The organism is Lysobacter silvisoli (assembly GCF_003382365.1).
GTDB classification, from domain to species: Bacteria; Pseudomonadota; Gammaproteobacteria; order Xanthomonadales; family Xanthomonadaceae; genus Lysobacter; species Lysobacter silvisoli.
Window position 1 is genome coordinate 192,423 of the sequence record NZ_QTSU01000002.1, and the last position, 21,487, is coordinate 213,909.

At 70.3% G+C, this 21,487-nt stretch carries 13 protein-coding genes; 1 reads left to right on the top strand and 12 read right to left on the bottom strand.

Annotated features, from left to right (window positions below):
• Nucleotides 1–44 precede the first annotated feature (44 nt).
• The 11 genes from DX914_RS12090 to DX914_RS12140 all read right to left on the bottom strand — a co-directional run bounded on the left by DX914_RS12090 (nucleotide 45) and on the right by DX914_RS12140 (nucleotide 19,751).
• Complete coding sequence (locus DX914_RS12090) at nucleotides 45–1,094, bottom strand: LacI family DNA-binding transcriptional regulator (RefSeq protein WP_115859384.1); 1,050 nt, start codon at nucleotides 1,092–1,094, stop codon at nucleotides 45–47.
• Nucleotides 1,095–1,244: 150 nt separating this feature from the next.
• Entirely contained in the window at nucleotides 1,245–3,698 is a 2,454-nt protein-coding gene (locus tag DX914_RS12095; RefSeq protein ID WP_115859385.1) for a GH92 family glycosyl hydrolase, read from the bottom strand.
• Nucleotides 3,695–5,947, bottom strand: a complete 2,253-nt coding sequence (locus tag DX914_RS12100) for a glycoside hydrolase family 20 protein (protein WP_158549269.1) — start codon at nucleotides 5,945–5,947, stop codon at nucleotides 3,695–3,697. The genes DX914_RS12095 and DX914_RS12100 overlap by 4 nt, the downstream gene beginning before the upstream one ends.
• Before the next feature lie 151 nt (nucleotides 5,948–6,098).
• Nucleotides 6,099–8,987: a TonB-dependent receptor plug domain-containing protein gene (locus tag DX914_RS12105; protein WP_425480693.1), complete on the bottom strand. Its 2,889-nt coding sequence runs from the start codon at nucleotides 8,985–8,987 to the stop codon at nucleotides 6,099–6,101.
• A 366-nt stretch (nucleotides 8,988–9,353) separates the two neighbouring features.
• Nucleotides 9,354–10,091 carry a copper homeostasis protein CutC gene (locus tag DX914_RS12110; protein WP_115859388.1) on the bottom strand — a complete coding sequence of 246 codons (738 nt, stop codon included), beginning with the start codon at nucleotides 10,089–10,091 and terminating at the stop codon, nucleotides 9,354–9,356.
• Nucleotides 10,088–11,095, bottom strand: a complete 1,008-nt coding sequence (locus tag DX914_RS12115; RefSeq protein WP_115859389.1) for a glycosylasparaginase — start codon at nucleotides 11,093–11,095, stop codon at nucleotides 10,088–10,090. Before DX914_RS12115 ends, DX914_RS12110 begins: the two co-directional genes overlap by 4 nt.
• Before the next feature lie 69 nt (nucleotides 11,096–11,164).
• On the bottom strand, nucleotides 11,165–12,172 hold the full coding sequence (locus DX914_RS12120; RefSeq protein WP_425480694.1) for a glucokinase: 1,008 nt from the start codon (nucleotides 12,170–12,172) through the stop codon (nucleotides 11,165–11,167).
• A 387-nt stretch (nucleotides 12,173–12,559) separates the two neighbouring features.
• Nucleotides 12,560–14,677, bottom strand: a complete 2,118-nt coding sequence (gene recG / locus DX914_RS12125; RefSeq protein ID WP_115859390.1) for an ATP-dependent DNA helicase RecG — start codon at nucleotides 14,675–14,677, stop codon at nucleotides 12,560–12,562.
• 131 nt (nucleotides 14,678–14,808) lie between these two features.
• Entirely contained in the window at nucleotides 14,809–17,232 is a 2,424-nt protein-coding gene (locus DX914_RS12130) for a TonB-dependent receptor (RefSeq protein ID WP_115859391.1), read from the bottom strand.
• A gap of 91 nt (nucleotides 17,233–17,323) precedes the next feature.
• Nucleotides 17,324–18,481, bottom strand: a complete 1,158-nt coding sequence (locus DX914_RS12135; protein ID WP_231118254.1) for an SO2930 family diheme c-type cytochrome — start codon at nucleotides 18,479–18,481, stop codon at nucleotides 17,324–17,326.
• Between the two features lie 40 nt (nucleotides 18,482–18,521).
• Entirely contained in the window at nucleotides 18,522–19,751 is a 1,230-nt protein-coding gene (locus DX914_RS12140) for a parallel beta-helix domain-containing protein (RefSeq protein WP_115859393.1), read from the bottom strand.
• Nucleotides 19,752–19,918: 167 nt separating this feature from the next.
• Here DX914_RS12140 and DX914_RS12145 point away from each other — a divergent pair, with 167 nt between their 5' ends.
• Nucleotides 19,919–20,986 carry an AraC family transcriptional regulator gene (locus DX914_RS12145; protein ID WP_115859394.1) on the top strand — a complete coding sequence of 356 codons (1,068 nt, stop codon included), beginning with the start codon at nucleotides 19,919–19,921 and terminating at the stop codon, nucleotides 20,984–20,986.
• 100 nt (nucleotides 20,987–21,086) lie between these two features.
• Here DX914_RS12145 and DX914_RS12150 read toward each other — a convergent pair whose 3' ends face one another.
• A complete protein-coding gene (locus DX914_RS12150; RefSeq protein WP_115859395.1) occupies nucleotides 21,087–21,470 on the bottom strand; it encodes a RidA family protein in 384 nt (127 codons plus the stop codon).
• Nucleotides 21,471–21,487: the final 17 nt, after the last annotated feature.

Genomic DNA, 21,487 nt, shown 5'->3' on the forward strand with positions numbered 1-21,487 from the left:
CTGCTCGATGGGGGCGCCGTGCGGACGGCGCTGTGGGGAGGAACTCACATGGCCGCGGCTCCGCTGCTGCCGCGCACCACCAGCTTCACCGGTGCGATCACCCGCCGCGGCAGCGCACCGGGATCGCGCACGCGCTGCAGCAGCAGCTCGGCGGCCTGGCGTCCGCACGCGCGCGGCTGCGCCGCCAGCGTGGTCAACGACGGCGTCGACAGCGCCGCTTCGGTGATGTCGTCGAAACCGGTCAGGGCGAAGTCCGCGCCGGGCCGGATGCCGCGCGCGCTCAGGCCCAGCATCAGGCCAAGGGCGACGGTGTCGTTGTAGCAAACCGCCGCGCCGGCCTCGCGCGCATGCTCGAACAGTTCGCCGGTGCGCGCCGCCGCATCCACGCGGGTCGGGCTGCATTCCACCAGCCACTCCGGCGAGGGCTCGATGCCCGCCGCGCGCAAGGCGTCGGTGTAGCCCTGCCGGCGCTGCTGGCAGGAGCTGGAATCGGCATGGCCGCCGAAGAAGGCGATGCGGCGGTGCCCCAGCGACAGCAGATGCTCGGTGGCCAGGCGCGCGCCGTGCTCGTTGTCCAGGGCCAGGAAGTCCCAGTCCACGCCGGGCAAGGCGCGGTTGAACACCAGCGCCGGCGTGTGCGCGCCCAGCAGGCGCTGCAAGGCCGCACCGTCGCTGTGCTCGGCCGGCGAGAGGATGATGCCGGCCGGGCCGTGCTCGACCAGCGAACCCAGCACCGCCAGCTGGCGCTGCGGCGATTCGCCGGTGCTGCCGAGCAAGGTGACGAAGCCCTCCTCGCCCAAGGCTTCGTCCACGCCCGCGGCGAATTCGGCGAAGAAGGGGTTGGACAGATCGTTGATCACCAGCGCGACCGAACTGGAGGTCTGCCGGCGCAGATTCGCCGCGGCGCGGTTGTAGACGTAGCGCTGGCGCTTGAGCTCGGCTTCCACCCGGGCGCGCGTATCGGCATGCACCAGCGGGCTGCCGCGCAGCACCAGCGATACCGTCGCCCGCGACACGCCGCAGGCCTGGGCGATGTCGGTCACGGTGACTTGCTTGCGGCTGGACCGGCCGGTGCCGGACTTGTGGGTCGTCATCGATCCGGCTTCCTTGGACTCGGAGTGTCGGCCGATTATTCACCAAGTGAATCGATCCAAGTTGGCCGGTGCGGGCGGCAACGCGCACCCGCGCCGACCCGCGGCCGGCGGCGGCCGCCGGGCGGCGGCTATTCAGGGCCGGGATCGCGCTCAAGGCGCGCCCCCGCCAGGAGCGGTGCAGGCCGCGGCCGGACGCGCCGAGGCGGCGGCGGCCCAGGCCGACGGGGTCGCGCCGAGTTCGAAACGCAGGGTGCCGCCGTCGCGCAGGCGCGACCAATCCAGCCAGACCCGGTCAACGGCCGCGCCATCGAAACGCACGGACTGCGGGTACTGCAGTACGCGACCGTCGGCGCCGGGCGCCTCGATGCGCAGGGTCTTGCCGCGGCCCAGGTCCAGCTCCACCCGTTCGAAGCGCGGCGCGTGCAGCACCAGCTCGCCGCTGCCGGGCATCAGCGGATACATGCCGATCGCCGAGTACAGGTACCAGGCCGACATGGTGCCCAGGTCGTCGTTGCCGGTGACGCCGTTGGGCGCGTTGGTGAACAGGGTCTGCGCCGAGCGCAGCACCGCCGAGGTCTTCCACGGCTGGCCCAGCAGCGCGTACAGCCAGGGCGCGTGCAGGTCGGGTTCGTTGTTGGGGTTGTAGCGGTACTGGCTGTAATAGCTGTACGGGCCCACCACCCACTGCTTGCGCGCGGCGTGGGCCGGGTCGGCCAGCAGCGCGTCGTAGGCGAAGAACGCGTCCAGCCGGCGCAGCGCCTCGGCCTCGCCGCCCATGGCCGCGGCCAGGCCCGGCACGTCCTGCTGCACCAGCCACTGGTACTGCCAGGCGGTGCCTTCGTGGAAGCCGTGATGCGAGCGCGGGTTGTAGCGGCCGTCGGGGCCGGTGTACCAGCTGCCGTCGTCCAGGCGCGGGCGCGGGAAACCGGTGAAACCCAGCTCCGCGTCCTTGGCCTGCGCGTCCCACACGTTGCGCCAGTTGCCGCCGCGCGCGCGCAAGGTGCGCGCGTCGGCGTCCTCGCCGATGGCCTGGGCGAAGCCGGCCAGCGAGCAGTCGGCCAGCGCGTACTCCAGCGTGGCCGAACCGCCATGATGCGGATCGATGTCCATGCTCTTGACCGGGAACGCACGGTCGTACTGGACGAAACCGCGCTGCAGATAACTCGGATTGCCGGCGCGGCCGCTGCTGCGCGAACCGAACGGCGGCACCCCGAACGCGTTTTCGCGCAGCGCGATCCAGGCCTCGCGCTCACGGCCTTCGAGCGCGCCGAACTTCCACAGGTCGACCAGGAACGGCGTGACCGGGTCGCCGGTCATCACATTGGTCTCGAAGCTGGCATAGCCCCAGCGCGGCAGCCAGCCGCCCTGCTCGCGGATCTTCAGCACCGATTGGGCGATGTCGCGCGCGCGTTGCGGCCGCAGCATCGCCAGCAGCTGGTTCTGCGAGCGGTAGGTGTCCCACAGCGAGAAATACTCGTAGTAGGTCCAGCCCTGGGCTTGGTGGATCTTGTCGTCGTAACCGCGGTAGCGGCCGTCGGCGTCGCTGCCGGTCAGCGGCTGCAGCAGGGAATGGTAGAGCGCGGTGTAGAACACGGTGCGGTCGTCGCCGCTGCCGCCCTGCACGCGCACGGTCTGCAGCTCCTTGCGCCAGGCGTCCTGCGCGCGCGTGCGCATGGCGTCGAAGCCAAGTTCCTTGCCGCCGCTCATGGCCTCTGTGCGCAGGTTGTTCCAGGCGCCCTGCTGGTCCACGTGCGAGATCGCGCTGAGCGCGGTCACCGCGCGGCCGCGCTTGAGATCGAAGCTGAACCACGCACCGGCCGGGCGGGTATCGCCCTGCATGGCGCTGCGGCCGCCGGGGTGGCCGCCCTCCTCGTCCCAGGTGCCGTGGCTCTGGAACGGGCGGTCGAAGCGCAGCACGAACCAGGTGGTGTAGTTCTGGCCGCCGCAAAAGCTCTTGGTGGTGATGCGGCCTTCGACGGTGCGCTCGTCCACCACGCGCAAGGCGCTGCCGACCACGGTGTGGCGGTTATTGGCCTGGCCCGTGTTGACCAGCACATGGCCGGTGTCCGCATCCACACCGAAGGTGTAGCGCTCGGCCGCGGCGCGGGTCAGCGCGGTGGCTTCGAAGTCGATGCCGCCGTAATCGGTCAGCCGCACCTTGTAGTAGCCGGCCTGGCCGATCTCGCCCTCGTGGGTGTAGGCGGCGGCGTACTTGCGCTGGTCGAAGCTCTCGGCCTTGGCGGTGTCGAAGGCGCCGCCCGGCGCGATCGCGCCGGTGACCGGCAGCACCGACAGCTGCCCGCCCTGCTCCCAGCAACCGGCGCCGGACAGGAAGGAGTGGCCGAAGCCGCGGATCTTGGTTTCGTCGTAGCGCCAGCCCGAATAGTGATCGCCGATCGGCGAGATCTGGATCAGGCCGAACGGCGCCGACGCGCCCGGATAGGTGTTGCCGTCGTCCTTGGTGCCGATGTAGGTGTTGACCGTGACGGCCAGGTCCTCGCGCGCGGGCGCGGCGTGGGCGGCCACGCCGACCAGGGCCAGGGCGTAGCCGAACCAGCGCAGGCGCGGCGAAGAAGCGGGTCGGGCGTGGGGCTGCGGTGTCATTCGATCACCAGTTCGTCGACGAAGTAGAAGGACGGGCTGCCCGCGCCGGGATGGCCGGTGGGCAGAGCGCCGTAGCTTTGGATGTGCAGGCGCAGGTAGCGGGCGCGCAGCGGCTGCGGCAGCGCCAGACGCGGCGTGAGGATGCGCTGACGCAGGTCGGCCGCGTCCACGTCCAGCGCCAGCTCGGCGCGCGGTGTCCAATGCTTGCCGTCGTCGGACGTGGACAGCTGCAGGGCGCGCGGAGGCAAAATCCAGCTGCCGGCTTGCTGCAGGAAGCGCGCCGACAGCGCGCTCACCCGCGTGGGCGCGCCCAGGTCTACGCTCACGTCCGCGTCGCCGCCGTTCCAGGCGGTCCAGCGGCCGTCGGCGTGGTCGTCGCCGGCCAGCACGCCGTCGCTGAGCGTGGCGGTGTCGGCATTGCCGCGGTAACGCGGGTGCGCGGGCAGCGAGTAACTCACCGCACGGTCCAGACCCAGGTGCGAGACCAGGGTGTAGGCGCGGCTGTGCGCATAAGCGCGGCCGTGGCGGAACGCGGTGAGCTTGAGCGTGCCCGGCGGAATCAATTCCAGGGTGTCGGCGAACCAGGGCGAGGTCGCGCTGGGTTCGTTGCCGTCGGTGGTGTAATGGATGCGCAGGTCGTCGAAGCCGCGCTGCGCGTGCACGCGCCACAGCCGTTTGACCGGATCGCGCTCCACGCGGTAGCTCGCTACGTCCGCCGACTCCGGCCCGTAGCTCACCTGCCACGCATCGAGCCGGCGGTAGTGCTCGCCCAGGCGGTGCTGGAAGCCGGCGTAGTCGCCGCTGCCGCTCCAGGTGTTCTCCGCGAAGGCGAGCAGGCGTGGGTACAGCAAGGTTTCGGCATTGCGCGGCGTGACCCGCTCGGTCCACAGCGGCGCCTCGGCGCCCAGCACCTGCGCGGCATGCTCGGCGAACCCGGGGCCGGCGGCGAAGTCGGTGCGGTAGAGCTTTTCCAGGCTCAGATCGCTGTTGGCGCGGTCCAGATAGAACGGGCTGGCCACTACGATGCGGTTGCCGTTGCGCAGCGCGCGCGCGGCCGGTTCTTCGCCGCGCCACACTTCGACGATGGCGTCGCGGCCCAACCCGCCGTCCAGGATCTCGTCCCAGCCGATCAGGGTCTTGCCCTTGCCGGCCAGGTAGCGCTGGATGCGGCGCACGAACCAGGCCTGCAGTTCGTCCTCGTTCTTGAGGCCCTCGGCGCGCATGCGCTGCTGCGAGGAGGCGCTTTCCTGCCAACGCGCCTTGGGCGCCTCGTCGCCGCCGATGTGCACATAGGGCGCGGGGAACAGCGCGACGACTTCGTCGAGCACGTGCTGCAGGAACTCGAAGGTCGATTCGTCGCCGGCGCAGTAGATGTCCTCGAACACGCCCCAGCTGGTCGGCACCTCGATCGGCTGCTTGCGGCAGGACAGCTCCGGGTAGGCGGCCAGCGCCGCCGAGGCATGCCCGGGCATCTCGATCTCGGGGATCACCATGATGTTGCGCTGGCGCGCGTACTCCACCACTTCGCGGATCTGCGTCTGCGAGTAGTAGCCGCCGTAGCGGCGGCCGTCGGCCTCGGTGCGCCAGGCGCCGACCTGGGTCAGCTTGGGGTAGCGCTTGATCTCGATGCGCCAGCCCTGGTCTTCGGTCAGGTGCCAGCGGAAGGTGTTGATCTTGTAATACGACAGCAGGTCGAGCTGCTTCTTGATGAAGTCGACCGGCATGAAATGGCGGCCCACGTCGAGCATGTGCCCGCGGTAGCCGTAACGCGGCGCATCGTCGATGCGCGCGGCCGCCAGCTCGATGCGTGCGGCGCGGCCCGGCGGCAGCAGCTGGCGCAGGCTCTGCACCGCCCAGAACAGGCCGCGCGGCTGTGCGGCCGATAGGGTCACGCGCTGCGGCGCGATCTCGATGCGGTAGGCCTCGTCGCCGCCGATGGCGGCGTCCAGGCGCAGCTCGATGACGCGGCCCGTGCGCGCATCGCCCGCGGTCAGCCACAGGCCGTGATCGTCGGCCAGCGAGCGGCGCAGGAATTCGGCGATCTCGCGGCTGCGCGCATCGCGCGGCGCAAGGACGGACACGCCGCTGTCCAGAGCGAACACGCCTTCGCCGGGTTGCCACCGTCGCGGCTGCGGGATCACCGATGCGGACGCTGTCGCTGCCGCCGGCTGCGCAGCCGGCGCCTGCGCGCGGGCCCAGCCCGGCGCGAGCAGCAGCGGCAACAGCAGCGTGGCGAGGCGAAAGCGCATTCCGACGCGGTCCGGATTCGTGCCTACGGCCATAGGCGGGAGCTGCAGCGGCCGGGGAGTGGCGGCACCGGAAAGCCGATGCCGCCGCCGAGGATAAAAGGAGCCCGGCCTTGCGGCCGGGCCCAGGGCCCGGGGGAGGGGCGGGAGAGAATCAATCGAAGTTGAACACGTATTCCAGCGAAACTTCGCGGCCGATCGGGCTGAACAGACGGCTGTTGTAGAACTCGTAGTCGAGCTTGTACGGGTCCTTGTGGTTCCAGCCGGTGCTGTTGAACACGTTGTTGACGTAGAAGTTGATCTTGGCGCGGTCGGTCACCTTGTAGCCGACGTTGAAGTTCCAGGTGATCGCCGGGCCAACGCGGCCGTAGTAGCGCTGCGTGCTCTTGCCGGCGTTGGGGTTGCTGCTGCCGGCCGGCACGGTGCAGTTGCTGTCCAGCGCATCGCTGGGCACGTAACCGTCCGGGAACGGACGGCAGCCGCCGGGGTTGTCCAGACGGTCGGTACCCCAGTGGTAGCGCACGCCCGGCACCGAGCCGATGCGGTCGCCGTACACGGTCCAGTTCCACAGCTCGCCCTGCCAGCTCACGCTGCCGCGGATCTTGCTGCGCACGTCGCGGTCGCGGCGTTCCGGGTTCGGGTCGGTCGCGTAGACCTGCTCCTTCATCGACACCAGGTTGGTGTAGTTCAGGCCGAACTGGAAATTGCCCCAACGCGCGGTCTCCAGGCGGTAGCGCAACGACGCATCGACGCCGGCGACGCTGCGCTGGGCGATGTTGATCGGGCCGGTCTCCACCGACACCAGGCGGCCGTTGGCGTCGCGGTTCACGCGCGCCAGGATGGTCGAGCAGTACTCCGCACCGCTGGGATTGGACCACGGCACCGACGGATCGACGGTCTTGCCGGTGCGGCAGCCCGCTTCGTCGTTGAGGATGGTGCTCAGCGGCAGGTCGCGGATTTCGTCGTCCAGGTCGATCGACCAGTAGTCGGCCGACAACGACAGATTGTCCAGCGGGTCCCAGACGAAACCCACCGTCCACGACTCGCCCAGTTCGGACTTGAGGTCGGGCGTGCCGCGGCGGTTGGCGCCGAAGGCGTAGAACACGTCGGTGTTGCCGCTGCCGCAGTCGTTGGTCAGGTAGGCGCCGGTCTGGATGCAGCGCAGCGGATCGCTCATGCCCACGTCCGAGGTGCTGGGCTGGGCCAGCAGGAAGTGCATGTCCGGCGCGTGGAAGCTGGTGGCGTAGCTGCCGCGCAGCAGCAGGTTGGACAGCGGACGCCATTCGATGCCGGCGTTCCAGGTGGTCTCGGCCTGCGAGCCGATCGCCAGGCGCGCGGCGCTGTCGAAGGCTTCGTAGCTGCCGTAATGGTCGCGCCGCGCGGCGGCGGTCAGGGTCACCGATTCCAGTAGCGGCACCTTGAATTCGACGCCGGCCGAATAGCGCGTGCGCTCGCCGCCGCCGCGATCGATGTTCTGCACCCAGTAGTCCTGGTTGCCGCGCGGATCGGGGTCGAGCTGATAGCCCTGCTTGGCCGCTTCCAGCACCGCGGCGAAGCCGATCGGGCCGGCCCAGCCTTCGAACAGGTCGCCGCTGAGCGAGGCCTGGGCCTGGTTGACCCAGGACGCGGCGTTGTTGATCGAGTTCACGCCGAACTGGCGGTACTGCTCCGGCGTCACCGGCGACCACCAGCGCGCTTCGTTGAAGTTGTACACCGGCAGGCCGTCCTGCACGCCGATCTGCGGGCCCAGGAAGAAGTTCTCGGCCTGGTCCCAATCGACGGTGGCGATGCGCTCGTGCACGGTGTAGCGCGAACGGCCAACCGAGGCGTCCCAGTTGAAGCGGCCGCCGAACACGGTGCCGCTCAGGCCCGCGCTCAGGTCCCAGGACTGTTCCTTGTTGAGGTTGCGCATGTTGTCCATGCCGCCGACCTCGAACGGGGTGAAGCTGCGCACGCCGATCAGGCGGCGGCCGGTGTTGGCGTCGATGAAGGCGCCGCCATCCAGGCCGTCGGTGAGCTGCAGCGACGGCGGCGAGGTGCCCCACTGCGCCTTGGAGTCGTACAGGGCGACGTTGACCCAGCCTTGCAGGCCGTCGCCGAAGTCCCAGGTGCCGTGGGCATAGGCCGACCAGTCTTCGCTGCCGCTGCGCAGCAGCCAGTCGGCGAAGTCGGCGCTCTTGCCGCACAGCTGGCCGGTGTTGCTGACGGTGTTGGTATTGTAGTTGTAGACCAGTCGGTCGGCGCGGTAGTACTCGCCACGGAACTGTTCGCAGGCGCCGGCCGGCGGCGCCAGGCGGCGGTTGCCGTTGCCGGCGTCGAGCAGGGCCAGGCCGGTGAACGGACGGAAGCCGACCTTGCGCTGCTCGGTGTTCCAGGAGCTCGGCGCGGCGTCGTCGGAGTCGTCCATTTCGGGGCGGTCGCGGCCGAACAGCGGATCGCGCTTGGTCCACTGCAGCGCGTAGCTCACGCTCCAGCGCTCGCCGGTCTTGCCGCCGGCCCAGGACAGGTCCCAGGTGTCGCGGCCGCCCTCGGTGGAGGTGCCGCCGCGGATGCGCACTTCGTCGCCGCTGTAGTTCTTCTTCAGGATCACGTTGATGACACCGGCGATGGCGTCGGAACCGTAGATCGCCGAGGCGCCGCCGGTCAGCACTTCGATGCGCTCGACCGCGGCGGCGGGAATATTGGAGTAGTTGGCGAAGTTGCTCTGGCCGCCATACGGCAGCGGGTAGTCGGCGACGCGGCGGCCGTTGACCAGCAGCAGGCTGCGGTTGGGTCCCATGTTGCGCAGGTTCAGCGGGCTGGCGTTGGGCGTGTGCGAGCCCCACTGCACGTCGGCTTCGACGGTGCCGATGGCCTCGTTGAGCGTGCTCAGGGCGTCGTGCACGGTGACGAAGCCTTCGGCCTTGATCTGTTCGGCGGTCATCACCGTGACCGGCGCCGGACCTTCGATGTCGGTGCGCTTGATACGCGAACCGGTGACGGTGATCTTTTCGACTTCGGTTACCTGATCCTGCGCCGCCCCCTGCGGCGCGTCCTGGGCCAGCGCGGCCAGCGGGGCGAACAGAGCGAGCGCGAGGGCGCTGGCCAACGCGTTGCGGTGTAGCGTGGAGTGGGTCATCACGGCGATCTCGAAAAGTGAACTGCAGCGGGACACGCGGACAGCGATCTCCAACTTTTTGTCACGATCTAAAAAATCGACCGTAAAAAAGGACGGTGGGGGGCGACCGTCCTTTTCCCCCGAAGCTGGATCGATCTAAATTCATCACAGGCTTTGCCGAATTGCATTCTGCGCTGCAACAAATCCTTAACTTCGCAGGTGCAATTCCTTGGCCGGTGCGGACTTAGCGCTGCAGCGTGCGGACAGCGGAATTGGGACGGTTTTCGCGTCGGTGCGCGGCGGCCACCGCGCTCAGGCGCCGCAGGCATCCAAAGCACGGCGCAACTCGACCACCCGCTCGCGATCGCTGGCGATCCAATCCGGTTCCAAGCCGGCCAGGGCCGGGTTGCGGTACCGCATGCGCGAGCGCTGCAGGGCTTTGGCCGAGGCGTGGACTTCGCGCACGCCGGTTGCCGCGACCAAGGCCGCCACGTTGCCGGGCTCGATGCCCGCCCCCGCCATCACCGCGATGCGCCCGCCCCCCTGACGCACGAGCGCTGCGATGGCCGGTGCACCCGCGGGAGCGCCGGCCGCGGCGCCGGAGGTCAGCACGCGTTCGCAGCCCAGGGCGATGGCATCCTCCAGCGCGCGCGCCGGATCGCGCGCGGCGTCGAGGGCGCGGTGGAAGGTAAGGCCCATGCCGCCGGCGGCCGCGATCCACTCCGCGCAGGCGGCGCGGTCGACCTCGCCGTCCGCGTCCAGCGCGCCGATTACCACGCCGTCGCAGCCCAGCCGCGCGCAGTTCTCGATATCGCGCCGCATCAACTCGCGCTCCAGCGCGTCGTAGAGAAAATCGCCGGCGCGCGCGCGGATCAGCACGTACAACGGAATGCGCAGGCGTTCGCGCGCCAGCGCGATGCTGGCGTAGGACGGCGTGCAGCCGCCCTCGCCCAGGTTCTCGCACAGCTCGATGCGGTCGGCGCCGCCGTCCTGCGCGGCCAGCGCCGAGGCCAGCGAATTGGCCGCGACCTCCAGCAGCAGGCCGCTCATTTGTGTTCCGTGGCGTAGACCGAGGCCGACTCGTGCAGGCGTTCGTGCGGGCCGGCGCCGCCGTCGTGCACCGCATAGACGAAGCCCTGATGGAGCGCGTAGGCGCCGACTTCGCCGTGCTTGTTCAAGGCCAGAAAGCACACCTGCAGCTGCTTGCTCGCTTCGGGGCGCTTGCGCACCACGCGCTCGATCGCCTCGCGGCAGGCCTGGCCCGGCGAGCGGCCCTGGCGCATCAGTTCCACCACCAGGAAGCTGGCGGCGTTGCGCACCATCTCCTCGCCGACGCCCGAGGCGGTGGCCGCGCCGGCCTCGTTGTCCACGTACAGGCCGGCGCCGACGATGGGGCTGTCGCCGACCCGGCCGTGCAGCTTCCAGGCCATGCCGCTGGTGGTGCAGGCGCCGGCGAGCTTGCCGTCGGCGCCGATCGCCAGAATGCCCAGGGTGTCGTGGTTGCTGGCGTCGCCCGGGCGCTGGCGGCGCTCGGCGTTGATCTGCGGTTGGTACTCGCTGGTCTTGAGCCATTCGCGCCAGGCCTTGCGCGCCTCATCGGTGAGCAGCGGCTGCTTGGGGAAGCCCTGGGCCGCGGCGAAGCGCTGCGCGCCCTCGCCCACCAGCATCACGTGCGGGGTCTTTTCCATCACCGCGCGCGCCACCGAGACCGGGTGCAGGATGTCCTCCAATGCCGCCACCGCGCCGCAGCGGCCGTCGCCGTCCATGATGCTGGCGTCCAGGGTCAGCACGCCGTCGCGGTCGGGGTTGCCGCAGCGGCCGACCGTGGGATTGCACAGGTCGGCCTCGGCCCAGCGCGCGCCGGCTTCCACCGCGTCCAAGGCGCTACCGCCGCGCGCGAGCACCGGCCAGGCCGCGGCGTTGGCGCCCACGCCGAAATCCCAGGTCGAGACCACTTTGGCGCCGCTGCCGGCGGCGGACAGCGCCGCGCGCGGCGCGGCCAGCGCGCCGGCGGCCAACAGCGAGGACTGGAGGAAGTGGCGGCGGCTGCTCATGACGTGGTCTCTCGATAGCGAAAGGGACGAAGCGAACAGCGATTGCATCGGCGAGCGCGCAGCGCGGGCTCAGGCGGCGGCGTAACGCTCCAGATAGCAGGCCGCCGCGCCGAGCAGGCCGAGCTGGCCGTGCTCGACCAGCCGCACCGGCGTGCGCGCCATCAGTTCGGCGAACACGCCCTTGTTGACGAATCGCGCGGCGAAATCGCTGGCCAGCAGCAAGGGCACGATCTGCGCGGGAATGCCGCCGGCCAGGTACACCGACTGCGCGCCGAAGGTCACCGCCAGGTCGCCGGCCAGGCTGCCGAGCATGGCGCAGAAGATCGCCACGGTTTCCGCCGCCTGCGCATCGTCGCCGCGCTGCGCGGCGGCGGTGATCGCCGCCGGCGTGTCCAGGCGCGGCGCCACCGCGTCCAGCTCGCACAGCGCCTGGTAGGTGTGGACCAGGCCGGGGCCGGACAGCACGCGTTCGTTGTCCACGTGCGGCCAGCGCCGCAGCAGCAGGCGCAGCAGGTCCAGCTCGCGCGGCGTGCCCGCGGCCAGCGCGGCATGGCCGGCTTCGCTGGCTAGCACGCGCGCCGGGGTGCCGGGCACGTACAGCGCGGCGCCGAAGCCGGTGCCCGGCCCCAGCACCAGCGCCGGTCCGTCGGTGACGGCGTCGCCGCCGCAGACCTGGGTCATGCCTGAAGCGTCGATGCGCGGCACCGCGTAGGCCACCGCTTCGAAATCGTTGATCAGCGCCAGGCGCTCGCGCCCGGCTTCGACCCGGGTGCGTTCCAGCGACACCGGCCAGGGCAGATTGCTGTTGACCAGGCGGTCGCCGTCCAGGCGCCCGGCGATGGCGACCACCGCATGCTCGGACGACAGCTGCGCCTCGGCAGCGAAGTCGCGCAGGATCGCCGCCAGACTAGGCGCCTGGGCGCAGGCGTACTGGCGAAAACGCACCACCGACAGCGCGCCGTCGTCGCCGACGCGCACATGTCCGACCCGTGCATGGGTGCCGCCGACATCGGCGGCGATCAGATCGCGCAGCCGCGCGCACTCGGGATCTACCGTCATAACCGACAAGCATGTCAGGTCCGACGGCTGCGCCGCTAGCGCGGCTTGGCCGCGGCGGCGCATTGGGGCGTCGATGGCGGCCGGCGCGAGGCGGGTGGCGGCGCTGGAACGGGCGGCGGGCATGGCCGGTTTCCGGTGGGGTCGCGGCGATTATCGATCAAGTCGCGGCGCTTTTGTATCGATCAAAAGCGGCCAAATTCGCGATTTTGAGAATTCCTGATCCGTACATGCCGGTACGGATGGGGAAGGAGGGGGATTGCTCTGGGACTGGGAGCTAAGCGAAGCAACGGCAACGGCAAATCCCCCTAGCCCCTTTTGCAAAGGGGGGAGCGGCGAAAGGCCGCGCCAGCTTTGGGTTCCCCCCTTTGCAAAAGGGGGTTAGGGGGGATTTGCTCTGGCTCTCTCTCAAGCCGACGCATACCTCGCCGCCCCGCCCACCCAACGCGCCACGATCCGCTGCGCCGTGTCCGGCGCCTGCGCCAGCAGGCGCTCGCCCAGGGCCTGCACCTGCGGCAGCAGGTCGGCGTCGCGGACCAGGTCGGCCACGCGGAAGCCGGCCAGGCCGGTCTGGCGCGTGCCCAGCAACTCGCCGGGGCCGCGCAGTTCCAGGTCCTTCTCGGCGATCACGAAACCGTCGTGGGTCTGGCGCATGGTCTCCAGCCGCTGTCGTGCCAGCGTCGACAAGGGCGGGCGGTACAGCAGCACGCAGCTGGACGCAGCCTGGCCACGGCCGACCCGGCCGCGCAGCTGGTGCAGTTGGGCCAGGCCCAGGCGCTCGGCGTTCTCGATGATCATCAGCGAGGCGTTGGGCACGTCCACGCCGACTTCGATGACGGTGGTGGCGACCAGCAGGTCCAGTTCGCCGTCCTTGAACGCGCGCATGGTCGCCTGCTTGTCCTTGGCCTTCATGCGCCCGTGCACCAGGCCCACGCGCAGCGGCGCCAGCTGCCGCGACAGGTCCTCGAAGGTGCTTTGCGCGGCCTGCGCCTCGACCTCGTCGGAGTCGTCGATCAGGGTGCAGACCCAATAGGCCTGCCGGCCCTCGGCGCAGGCGTTGCGGATGCGCTGGACCAGGTCGGGCCGGCGCTCGTCGCTCAGCGCCACGGTCTGCACCGGCGTGCGCCCGGGCGGCAGCTCGTCGATCGCCGACACGTCCAGGTCGGCGTAGGCGGCCATGGCCAGGGTGCGCGGGATCGGCGTGGCGGTCATCACCAGCTGGTGCGGCACGATCGCGTCGGCGCCGACCGCGCCGCCGGCGCCCTTGTCGCGCAAGGCCAGGCGCTGGTGCACGCCGAAGCGGTGCTGCTCGTCGACGATGGCCAGGGCCAGGTCGCGGAAGGCCACGCCCTCCTGCATTAGCGCATGGGTGCCGACCACGACCTGGGCCTGTCCCGAGGCCACGTCCTGCAGCACGCTGGCGCGCGCCTTGCCGGTGACCTTGCCGGCCAGCCAGGCCACGCGCACGCCCAGCGGTTCCAGCCAGGCGCGCAGGTTGTTCAAGTGCTGCTCGGCCAGCAGCTCGGTCGGCGCCATCAGCGCGGCCTGCTTGCCGGCGTGCACCGCGATCATCGCCGCCATCGCCGCGACCACGGTCTTGCCGCTGCCCACGTCGCCCTGCACCAGGCGCAGCATCGGCGAGGGCTTGGCCAGGTCGGCGCGGATCTCGTCGAACACGCGCTTCTGCGCGCCGGTGAGCGCGAACGGCAGCGCCTTGCGCAGGCGCTCGGCCAGGGCCAGGCCCTTCAGCGCGGGCGCGCGGTGGGCCTGCTGGGCGATGCGCTGGCGGCGCAGGCTCAGGTGATGGGCCAGCAGCTCCTCCAGCGCCAGCCGGCGCTGGGCCGGATGCACGCCGGCGATCAGCGCGGCCACGTCGGCGTCCTGCGGCGGGCGGTGCACGGTCAGCAGCGCCTCGCGCAAGGAAGGCAGGCTCAGGCGCTGGCGCAGTTCGGCCGGCAGCAGTTCCAGCGCGTCCTCGTCGGGCAGGCGGTCCAGGGCCAGGCCGATCAATCGCCGCAGCGACACCGGGCCGATGCCCTCCACCGCCGGATACACCGGGTCCAGGCGGTCGCCCAGCGCGGCCGCGTCCTCGTCGTCGAGCACGCGGTAGCTGGGGTGCACGATCTCCAGCCCCAGCTGCCCCGGCTTGGGCGTGCCGTAGCAGCGCACGCGCGCGCCGACCCGGAACTGGGCGACCTGGGCCGCGCGGAAATGGAAAAAGCGCAGCACCAGGGTGCTGCGGCTGTCGTCGCCGATGGCCACGCGCAGCACCGGCCGGTAGCGGAAACCGCGCTCCACCGCTTCGACCCGGCCCTCGAACTGCGCCGCCACGCCCGGCTGCAGCGCGCGGATCGGGGTCAGGCTGGTGCGGTCCTCGTATTGGCGCGGCAGCTGCAGCCACAGGTCCTGCAGCGTGGTCAGGCCGCGCGCGGCCAGCTTTTCGGCCACGCGCGGGCCGACCCCGGGCAGGCTCGACAGCGGCTGCAGTTGGAGATCGACGGAGGCGCCGCCGTGGCGTTTGGGCATGGCGCCAAGGATAAGGCCGCGCGTGCGAACTGGCGAACCGCAGCGGCGCGGCGTGCGTGTGGGCACGAAAAAAGAAGGCCCGCCGTAGCGGGCCCCAGCCTTGGCCGTCGAGATACGGGGCTTCGCCCGGCCTAGAACTTGGCGTTGAACTCCACGCCGTAGGTGCGCGGATCGGTGACGCGCGCGCCGACGGTGCCGAGCACGGTCTTGCCGTAGGTGCCCAAGGAATTGATGTACTGATTGTCGAAGACGTTGTTGCCGAACAGCGCCAGGCCCCAGTGGCCGTTGGGCGCGGTCCAGGCCAGACGCAGGTCGGTGCGGTTGCGCGATTCGCCCAGCTGCAGCGCCGGGCTCGGGCCGCAGGTGCTCTGCGCCTGCGACTCGGCGTTGCAGCGCTGCTTGCTGCGGTAGGCGTGGCGCAGCGAGAAACGCAGGTCGCCGTGTTCCTGCAGGTTCCACTGGTAGTTCATGCCGCCGGCCAGGAACCAGTGCGGCACGCCGGTGGGCTTGCCGCTCAGGTCCACGCCGTTGGTGGACTGGTAGTTCTTGTAGGTGGCGTCGATGAAGGCGGCGTTGAAGTCCAGGCCCAGCCCGTCGGTGACCTGCCAGCGCGCGTCGAAGTCCACGCCGTAGGCTTCCATGTCCGAGGTATCGACCACGAAGCGCGGAATGGTGGTGCTCATGTCCAGCACCACCGCCTGGCGGTTGTCGTAGACGTAGTAGTAGGCCGACAGGTTGTACTGCAGGCGGTGCTCGGGGAAGGACTGCTTGAGGCCGAACTCCAGGTTCCACACGTCTTCGTTGTCGAAGCGGCTGCCGATCTGCAGCGAGTTGAAACCGCCGGCCTTGTAGCCCTTGGCCAGCGAGGCGTAGCCCATGGTGTTGTCGTTGAAGTGGTAGTCGGCGACGAAACGCGGACTCACGTCGCTCCAGGAGCGCTTGGCGCGGTTGGTCACGCCCTTGTTGAGCATGGCCGGCGGATCGATGAAGGCCACGTCGAAGACGAAGGTGTCGCGCGGGATGCCGGCCAGGGCGAAGAAGCCCATCGCCTCGAGCTGATCCAGCGCCGCGTCCAGGGTCGGCGCCGAGCGCGGGTTGTTGAGCCAGGTGAAGTCCTTCTCGTCGCGGGTGTAGCGCAGGCCGAAGGTCAGGTTGAGCTTGTCGGTGGCGTGCCAGATCACGTCGCCGAACACCGCGTAGGACTGGGTTTCCAGGGTGTTGACGAACTTCTCGTTCCAGCGGTGGCCGCGCAGGCGGATCGGGATGCCGAACGCCGCCAGCTGCTGGTCGACGTAGCCGAACAGATAGCCGGTGGGCGTGGGCGCCATGCCCAGGTTGCGCACGATGGTGTCCACCGAATCGGTCAGCGCGTTGACCTCGCTGGTCTGATCGGCCTCTTCCTTGAAGTAGCTGGCGCCGGCGACCCAGTCGATGCGGTCGGTGCTGCCGGCGAACTTGAATTCCTGGTAGACGCTCTCGTTGCTCTCGGTGTTGGTCGAGTCGACGTAGAGGTAGTTGCGGTCGGTGCCGTCCTCTTCGACCCGGTTGACCGAGTCGTAGTCGCGCCAGGAAGTGGTCGCGGTCAGCGAGCCCCAGTCGAAGGCGTGATCGACGATCAGGGTCACGCCGTCGAAGCGGCGCGATTCCTCGTTGCCTTCGGCGTCGGAGGCGGTGGGCACCTTGCGCGGGTCCAGGTAGCCCAACTCGTCCACCGGCAGGGTCGGCAGGCCCGGGCGCGGCGGCAGCGGCACGATGCCGGTGGTGGCCTGGCCGAGCTGGTCCAGGTTCTCGTGGTCCCAGCTCAGGGTGGCGGTGGTGCGCTCGCCCAGACCGAGCCGGAACGCGGCGCGCGTGGCCCAGTTGTTCTCCGGGTTGAGGTCGCGGCCGTTGTTGGCGTCCTGGATCCAGCCGTCGCTGTGGTTGAACAGCGCGTTGATGCGCAGCGCGGCGTCCTCGCCGGTGGGCAGGTTGACCATGGCATCGGCGTAGACGCGGCCCTCGTTGCCCAGGCGCAGGCGCGCGGCGGCCTCGGTGTCGTTGCCGGGCTTGCGGGTGATGATCGACACCGCGCCGGCGGCGGTGTTGCGGCCGAACAGCGTGCCCTGCGGGCCCTTGAGGATTTCGATACGCTCCACGTCGGTGAAGGGCAGCAGCACGCCGCCGCCGCGGCCGGCGTAGACGCCGTCGACGTAGATGCCCACGGCCGGGTCGGTGCCGATGCCGAAGTCGTCGGTGCTGATGCCGCGCAACTCGAAGCTGGGCTGGGTCGGCTGCTGGCTGTTGACCACCAGGCCCGGCACGAAGCTGTCGAGGTCGCCCAGGTCCTTGGCGGCGACGTCGTCGATGAGCTGGTCGCTCACCACCTGCAAGGCGATGGGCACGTCCTGCAGCTCCTGCTCGCGGCTCTGCGCGGTGACGGTGATGGCATCCAGGTCCTTGGCCTCGGCGCGCGGCGCCTCGGCGGTCTGCGCCAGAGCCGGCAGGGCCAGCGTGAGCGCGGCGCCGCCGCAGAGCGCGGCGATGGCGGTGACCAGCTTGTGTTTACGCAAGAGCATTACGGGTACTCCTTGAACGCCCGGTTTCGATGCAGGCAACGCGTTCCCCCGAACGCCCGTCGCCCTCCCCACGCGGCGCGCCGTTGCCGGCTCAGCCGCAATCTCCCTGCTGCGCCGCGATCCATTCGCGGATCAGCGCCACGCCTTCGCTGTGCACGACGCTGCGGCCCACCTCCGGCATCATCGCCGACGGGTCCACGCTGTCCATGCGGTACACCAGTATCGAGGCCTCCGGATCGCCGGGCACGATGTCGTGCCGGCGGTCGCCGGTGCCCTTGCCCGCGGCGATCGGCAGCTTGCAGCGGCCCAGGCGCAGCGGTTCCTGCGTGGCCGCGTCCAGCCACAGGCCGGAGGTATTGCCCGGTCCCTTGGGGCTGTGGCAATGGCCGCAGTTGATGTCCAGGTAGGCGCGCGCGCGCGCGTCCAGGCTGGCGCGCGCGGCGTCGCGCCAGTCGGCCGCGTGCGGCGCATCCGCCGCGGCCGGCGCGCCTTGCAGATAGCCGGCCTGCTGCCAGCGCGCGAACTGGTGGGCGCGGCCGTCGGCATACGCGTAGTCGCGATTGAGGTGGCGCGCTTTCGGCCCGATGGGCTGCAGCGCCTTGCTCTTGATGTCGGTGCCGTGGCAACCGCCGCACTGGTTCTGGTCGGGCACCTGATAGGTCGCCGCTTCGTCGCGGCCCTGGCCGTCGCGCAGGGTCAGCGAGATCAGCTCGCCGCCGCGCATCAGCCGCGCCTGGGTCTGCTCGGCGTTCCAGACGTAGGGCAGCGCGATCCAGCCTTCGGCGCGGCGCACCAGCAATCGGGTTTCGATCAGGCGCACGCGCTTGAGATCGAGCGCGCCCTCGGCGAAGTCGGCTTGGTCGTCGCTGCGCGCGACCACGTCGCCGTCCGCTCCCACGGCGCGCGGGTAGTAGAAGGTCTTGCTCAGCACCGTGCCGACCGGGAAGTCGAACGCGTTCTGCGCGTCGTACCGCGCGGCGCTGCCCTTGGGCATCCACACCGTACGCAGCTTGTGCGCGTAGTCGGTGAACAGTGCGCTGTTGAGGCCGTAGGGCAGCACGCCGGCGTTCAAGCGCAGCCGCCCGTCCGCCACCTGCATCAGGCCCCAGTCGCTGAGCAGCGGCGGTTGGCCTTGATCGTGAAAGCGCACCTGCGCCGGCCAGGCGACCGCGGCTGGCGCGGCCGCGCCGCCCGCTGACGGCGGCGGCGCGCGCTCGCACGCGGCCAGCATCAGCGCGAGCAATGCCAAACCCCATGACGCACTGCGCTTACCCACTCCCGGCATCGGTTCAGCCGCGCTTGAGGTCGATCGCCGGCAGCTTGGGCAGCGTGCAGGCGTAGGCGGCGGTGTCCTTGCTGGGGTTCTTGTAACCACCCGGGCCGTCGGCGTTGAGCACGCCGGACACGTCGTGCAGGCACAGCTGCGGATCGCCCGGCGGCGGCGCCTTGGGGTTGCGGTAGCCGTCCCAGAGCACGTCGGGCAGGCGGCCGCCGAGGCCGTAGCTGGCGACCTTCAGCGCCTTCAGGTCCAGGCCGTCGGGCGCGTCGCCGCCGCCGGACAAGCGGTTGCCGTAGACGTAGATGCGCTCGGGATAGGGATCGAAATCCTGCGCCGCCTGCTCGTCCTTGTAGCCGGTGGAATAGACGCTGGAGATGATGATGTTGGTGGTGGCGTTGTCGCTGATGTCGTTATCGAAGATCTCGACGTCGTCGTTGGAGTTCACCACCACGCCGCTGCCGGCCGGCACGCTGGCCACCGGCGTGCCCTTGGCGCCGAAGTTGGCGGTGTTGTTCTTGTAGACCTTGTTCTTGTACACCCGGATCGCGCCGCCCTGCTGCGACAGCGCCGGCATGTTGAACACCAGGATGCCGCCGGTGTTGTTGGTGGCGGTATTGCCGTAGACGTCGGCGTTGACGGTGTTCTCGATCTCGATGCCGGCCACGTTGAACTCGGCGCGGCTGTTGCGCACGATCACGTCGCGCGACTGGCCCACGTAGATGCCGGCGTCGGAGGCGCCGATGGCCACCGCGTTCTCGATCAGCACGTTGCGGGTCTTGACCGGGTACAGGCCGTAGGCGCCGTTCTTGGTGCTGGGCCCGCCGGTCCATTCCACGCGCACGTTGCGGATGGTGATGCGCTCGCCTTCATTGACCTTGAGCCCGTCGCCCTTGCTGTCCTCGATGGCGATGTTCTCGATGGTGAAGTCGCTGGCGTTGACCAGCAGGCCCTCGGCGCCGGCCTTCTGGCCCTTGAAGCTGAGCACCGACTTGTCCGGCCCGGCGCCGCGGATGGTCACCCCGTCCACGCGCAGGCTCAGGCTGCGGTCGAAGCTGTAGCGTCCCGGCGGCACCTCGATCACGTCGCCGGACTTGGCGTCGAGCAGACGCGTGCGCAGGGTGTCGGCGAAGGCCGGATCGCCGGCGGCGACCTGGGCGGTGGGCACGTGCTGCGGACCGGCGTCGCGGCCGCAGGCGGCCAGGGCGAACACGAGCGCGCAGGCCAGGGCTGATCGGATCATCGAGTCTCCCGCTCCTCAAAGTGCTGGAACGGCGCGCCGGCAGCGCGCCGCGGCGGGCTGCGTCCCCACGCGCACCGCCTGTGACCGAAGTCTTGAACAGGGCCCGCGTGCATCAGAGGGCGGTTGCGGCACACTAAGGGGGGATTACCGGCCAAGTTGCGAGCACGATGCCCCAACCACGCGTACAGGAAGCGCCCCGCACCGACATCGCCCTGATGTCGCCCAACCTGCTGTGGGGCCTGTTCCGCAGCGCCGAGGAACAGGGCGTGTCCAGCGCCGGCTGGCTGACCGGCACCGGCCTGACCCGGGCCCAGATCGACGACCCCGGCGTGCGCCTGCCCGACCGCCAGACCGCGATCGTGGTCGAGCGCGCGCTGCGGGTGCTGCCGCCGTCGATCGGCCTGGAGCTGGGCGCGCAGCAGAACGTGGGCAACTTCGGCCTGCTCGGCCTGGCCATGACCACCGCCGCGACCTTCGGCGAGGCGGTGGCGCTGGGGCTGCGCTTCACCCCGGTGGTCGGCAGCCTGATGCGCTTCGTCGAAAGCGCGGCCGCGCCCGGCGAGCTGGCCCTGGCCGGCGAGATGGTGCTGCCCAATCCGGCCATCCACCGTTTCGTCTGCGAGGAGTTCTTCTCCAGCTGCCTGGCGCTGGCGCGCGGGCTGGTGGGCTCGGAACTGCGGCCGTTACGGCTGGAATTCAGTTATCCGGCGCCCGACTACGCCGAGCTCTACGCGCAGGTGTTCCAGTGCCCGGTCGCGTTCGAACAACCGCAGGACCGGCTGGTCATGGACGCGCGCTGGCTGCACCACCCGCTGAGCACCCACAACCCGATCGCCGCGCAACAGGTGGTGGCGCTGCTGCGCGCGCAGATGCCGGCCACGCAGGCACCGGGCGAGACCACCGCGGCGGTGGAACGGCTGCTGCGCGCGCAACTGGCCGGCGACCCCAAGCTGGCCGACATCGCCGCGCAGCTGCACGTGAGCGAGCGCACCCTGCGCCGCCAGCTCACCGCCGAGGGCACGCGCTACAACGCCCTGCACGACCGCTTACGCATCGACCAGGCCTACGCCCTGCTGCGCGAGCGCGAACGCCCGATCGCCAGCGTGGCCGCGGCGATCGGCTACAAGGACCCGCGCGAATTCCGCCGCGCCTTCAAGCGCCTGACCGGCAGCACGCCCAGCCAGGCACGCGAGCGCTTGCTGGACGAACTGGCGCGCAAGCGGCTGGCGCCGTAAACGAAAGCGACGACCCTAGGGTGCGGTGAGCCTATAGCGAACCGCACCGTCGCACCGCCACCGATTGCGCGTGGGCGCGGCCGTCGCCGCGCCGCGCACTTCAATCCAGCACCATCACCGCATCGACCTCGAAGGCCACGCCGCGCGGCAGCGCCGACACTTCCACGGTTGAACGCGCCGGATACGGTGGGTTGAAGTACTCGCCCATCACCGCGTTGACCTTGCCGAAGGCGCCCAGGTCGGTCAGGTACAGGCCCAGCCGCACCACCTGCGACAGCGAGCCGCCGGCGGCTTCGCACACCGCCTGCAGGTTGCTGAAGGCGCGGTGCGCCTGCGCCTCGATGTCGCCTTCGACCACCAGGCCGCTGGCCGGGTCCAGGGCGATCTGGCCGGACAGGTAGACGGTGGCGCCCACGCGCACGGCCTGCGAGTACGGGCCGATCGCGGCCGGGGCTTTGTCGGTTTGGATGATCTCTCGGGACATGCGGCGGTTTCCTTGTG

What these genes read in the sequence shown, in the direction of transcription:
- DX914_RS12115 (WP_115859389.1), bottom strand. Translation starts at nt 11,095, where the DNA reads ATGAGCAGCCGCCGCCACTTCCTCCAGTCCTCGCTGTTGGCCGCCGGC.
- DX914_RS12110 (WP_115859388.1), bottom strand. Translation starts at nt 10,091, where the DNA reads ATGAGCGGCCTGCTGCTGGAGGTCGCGGCCAATTCGCTGGCCTCGGCG.
- DX914_RS12150 (WP_115859395.1), bottom strand. Translation starts at nt 21,470, where the DNA reads ATGTCCCGAGAGATCATCCAAACCGACAAAGCCCCGGCCGCGATCGGC.
- DX914_RS12145 (WP_115859394.1), top strand. Translation starts at nt 19,919, where the DNA reads ATGCCCCAACCACGCGTACAGGAAGCGCCCCGCACCGACATCGCCCTG.
- DX914_RS12140 (WP_115859393.1), bottom strand. Translation starts at nt 19,751, where the DNA reads ATGATCCGATCAGCCCTGGCCTGCGCGCTCGTGTTCGCCCTGGCCGCC.
- DX914_RS12130 (WP_115859391.1), bottom strand. Translation starts at nt 17,232, where the DNA reads ATGCTCTTGCGTAAACACAAGCTGGTCACCGCCATCGCCGCGCTCTGC.
- DX914_RS12095 (WP_115859385.1), bottom strand. Translation starts at nt 3,698, where the DNA reads ATGACACCGCAGCCCCACGCCCGACCCGCTTCTTCGCCGCGCCTGCGC.
- DX914_RS12090 (WP_115859384.1), bottom strand. Translation starts at nt 1,094, where the DNA reads ATGACGACCCACAAGTCCGGCACCGGCCGGTCCAGCCGCAAGCAAGTC.
- DX914_RS12100 (WP_158549269.1), bottom strand. Translation starts at nt 5,947, where the DNA reads ATGCGCTTTCGCCTCGCCACGCTGCTGTTGCCGCTGCTGCTCGCGCCG.
- recG (WP_115859390.1), bottom strand. Translation starts at nt 14,677, where the DNA reads ATGCCCAAACGCCACGGCGGCGCCTCCGTCGATCTCCAACTGCAGCCG.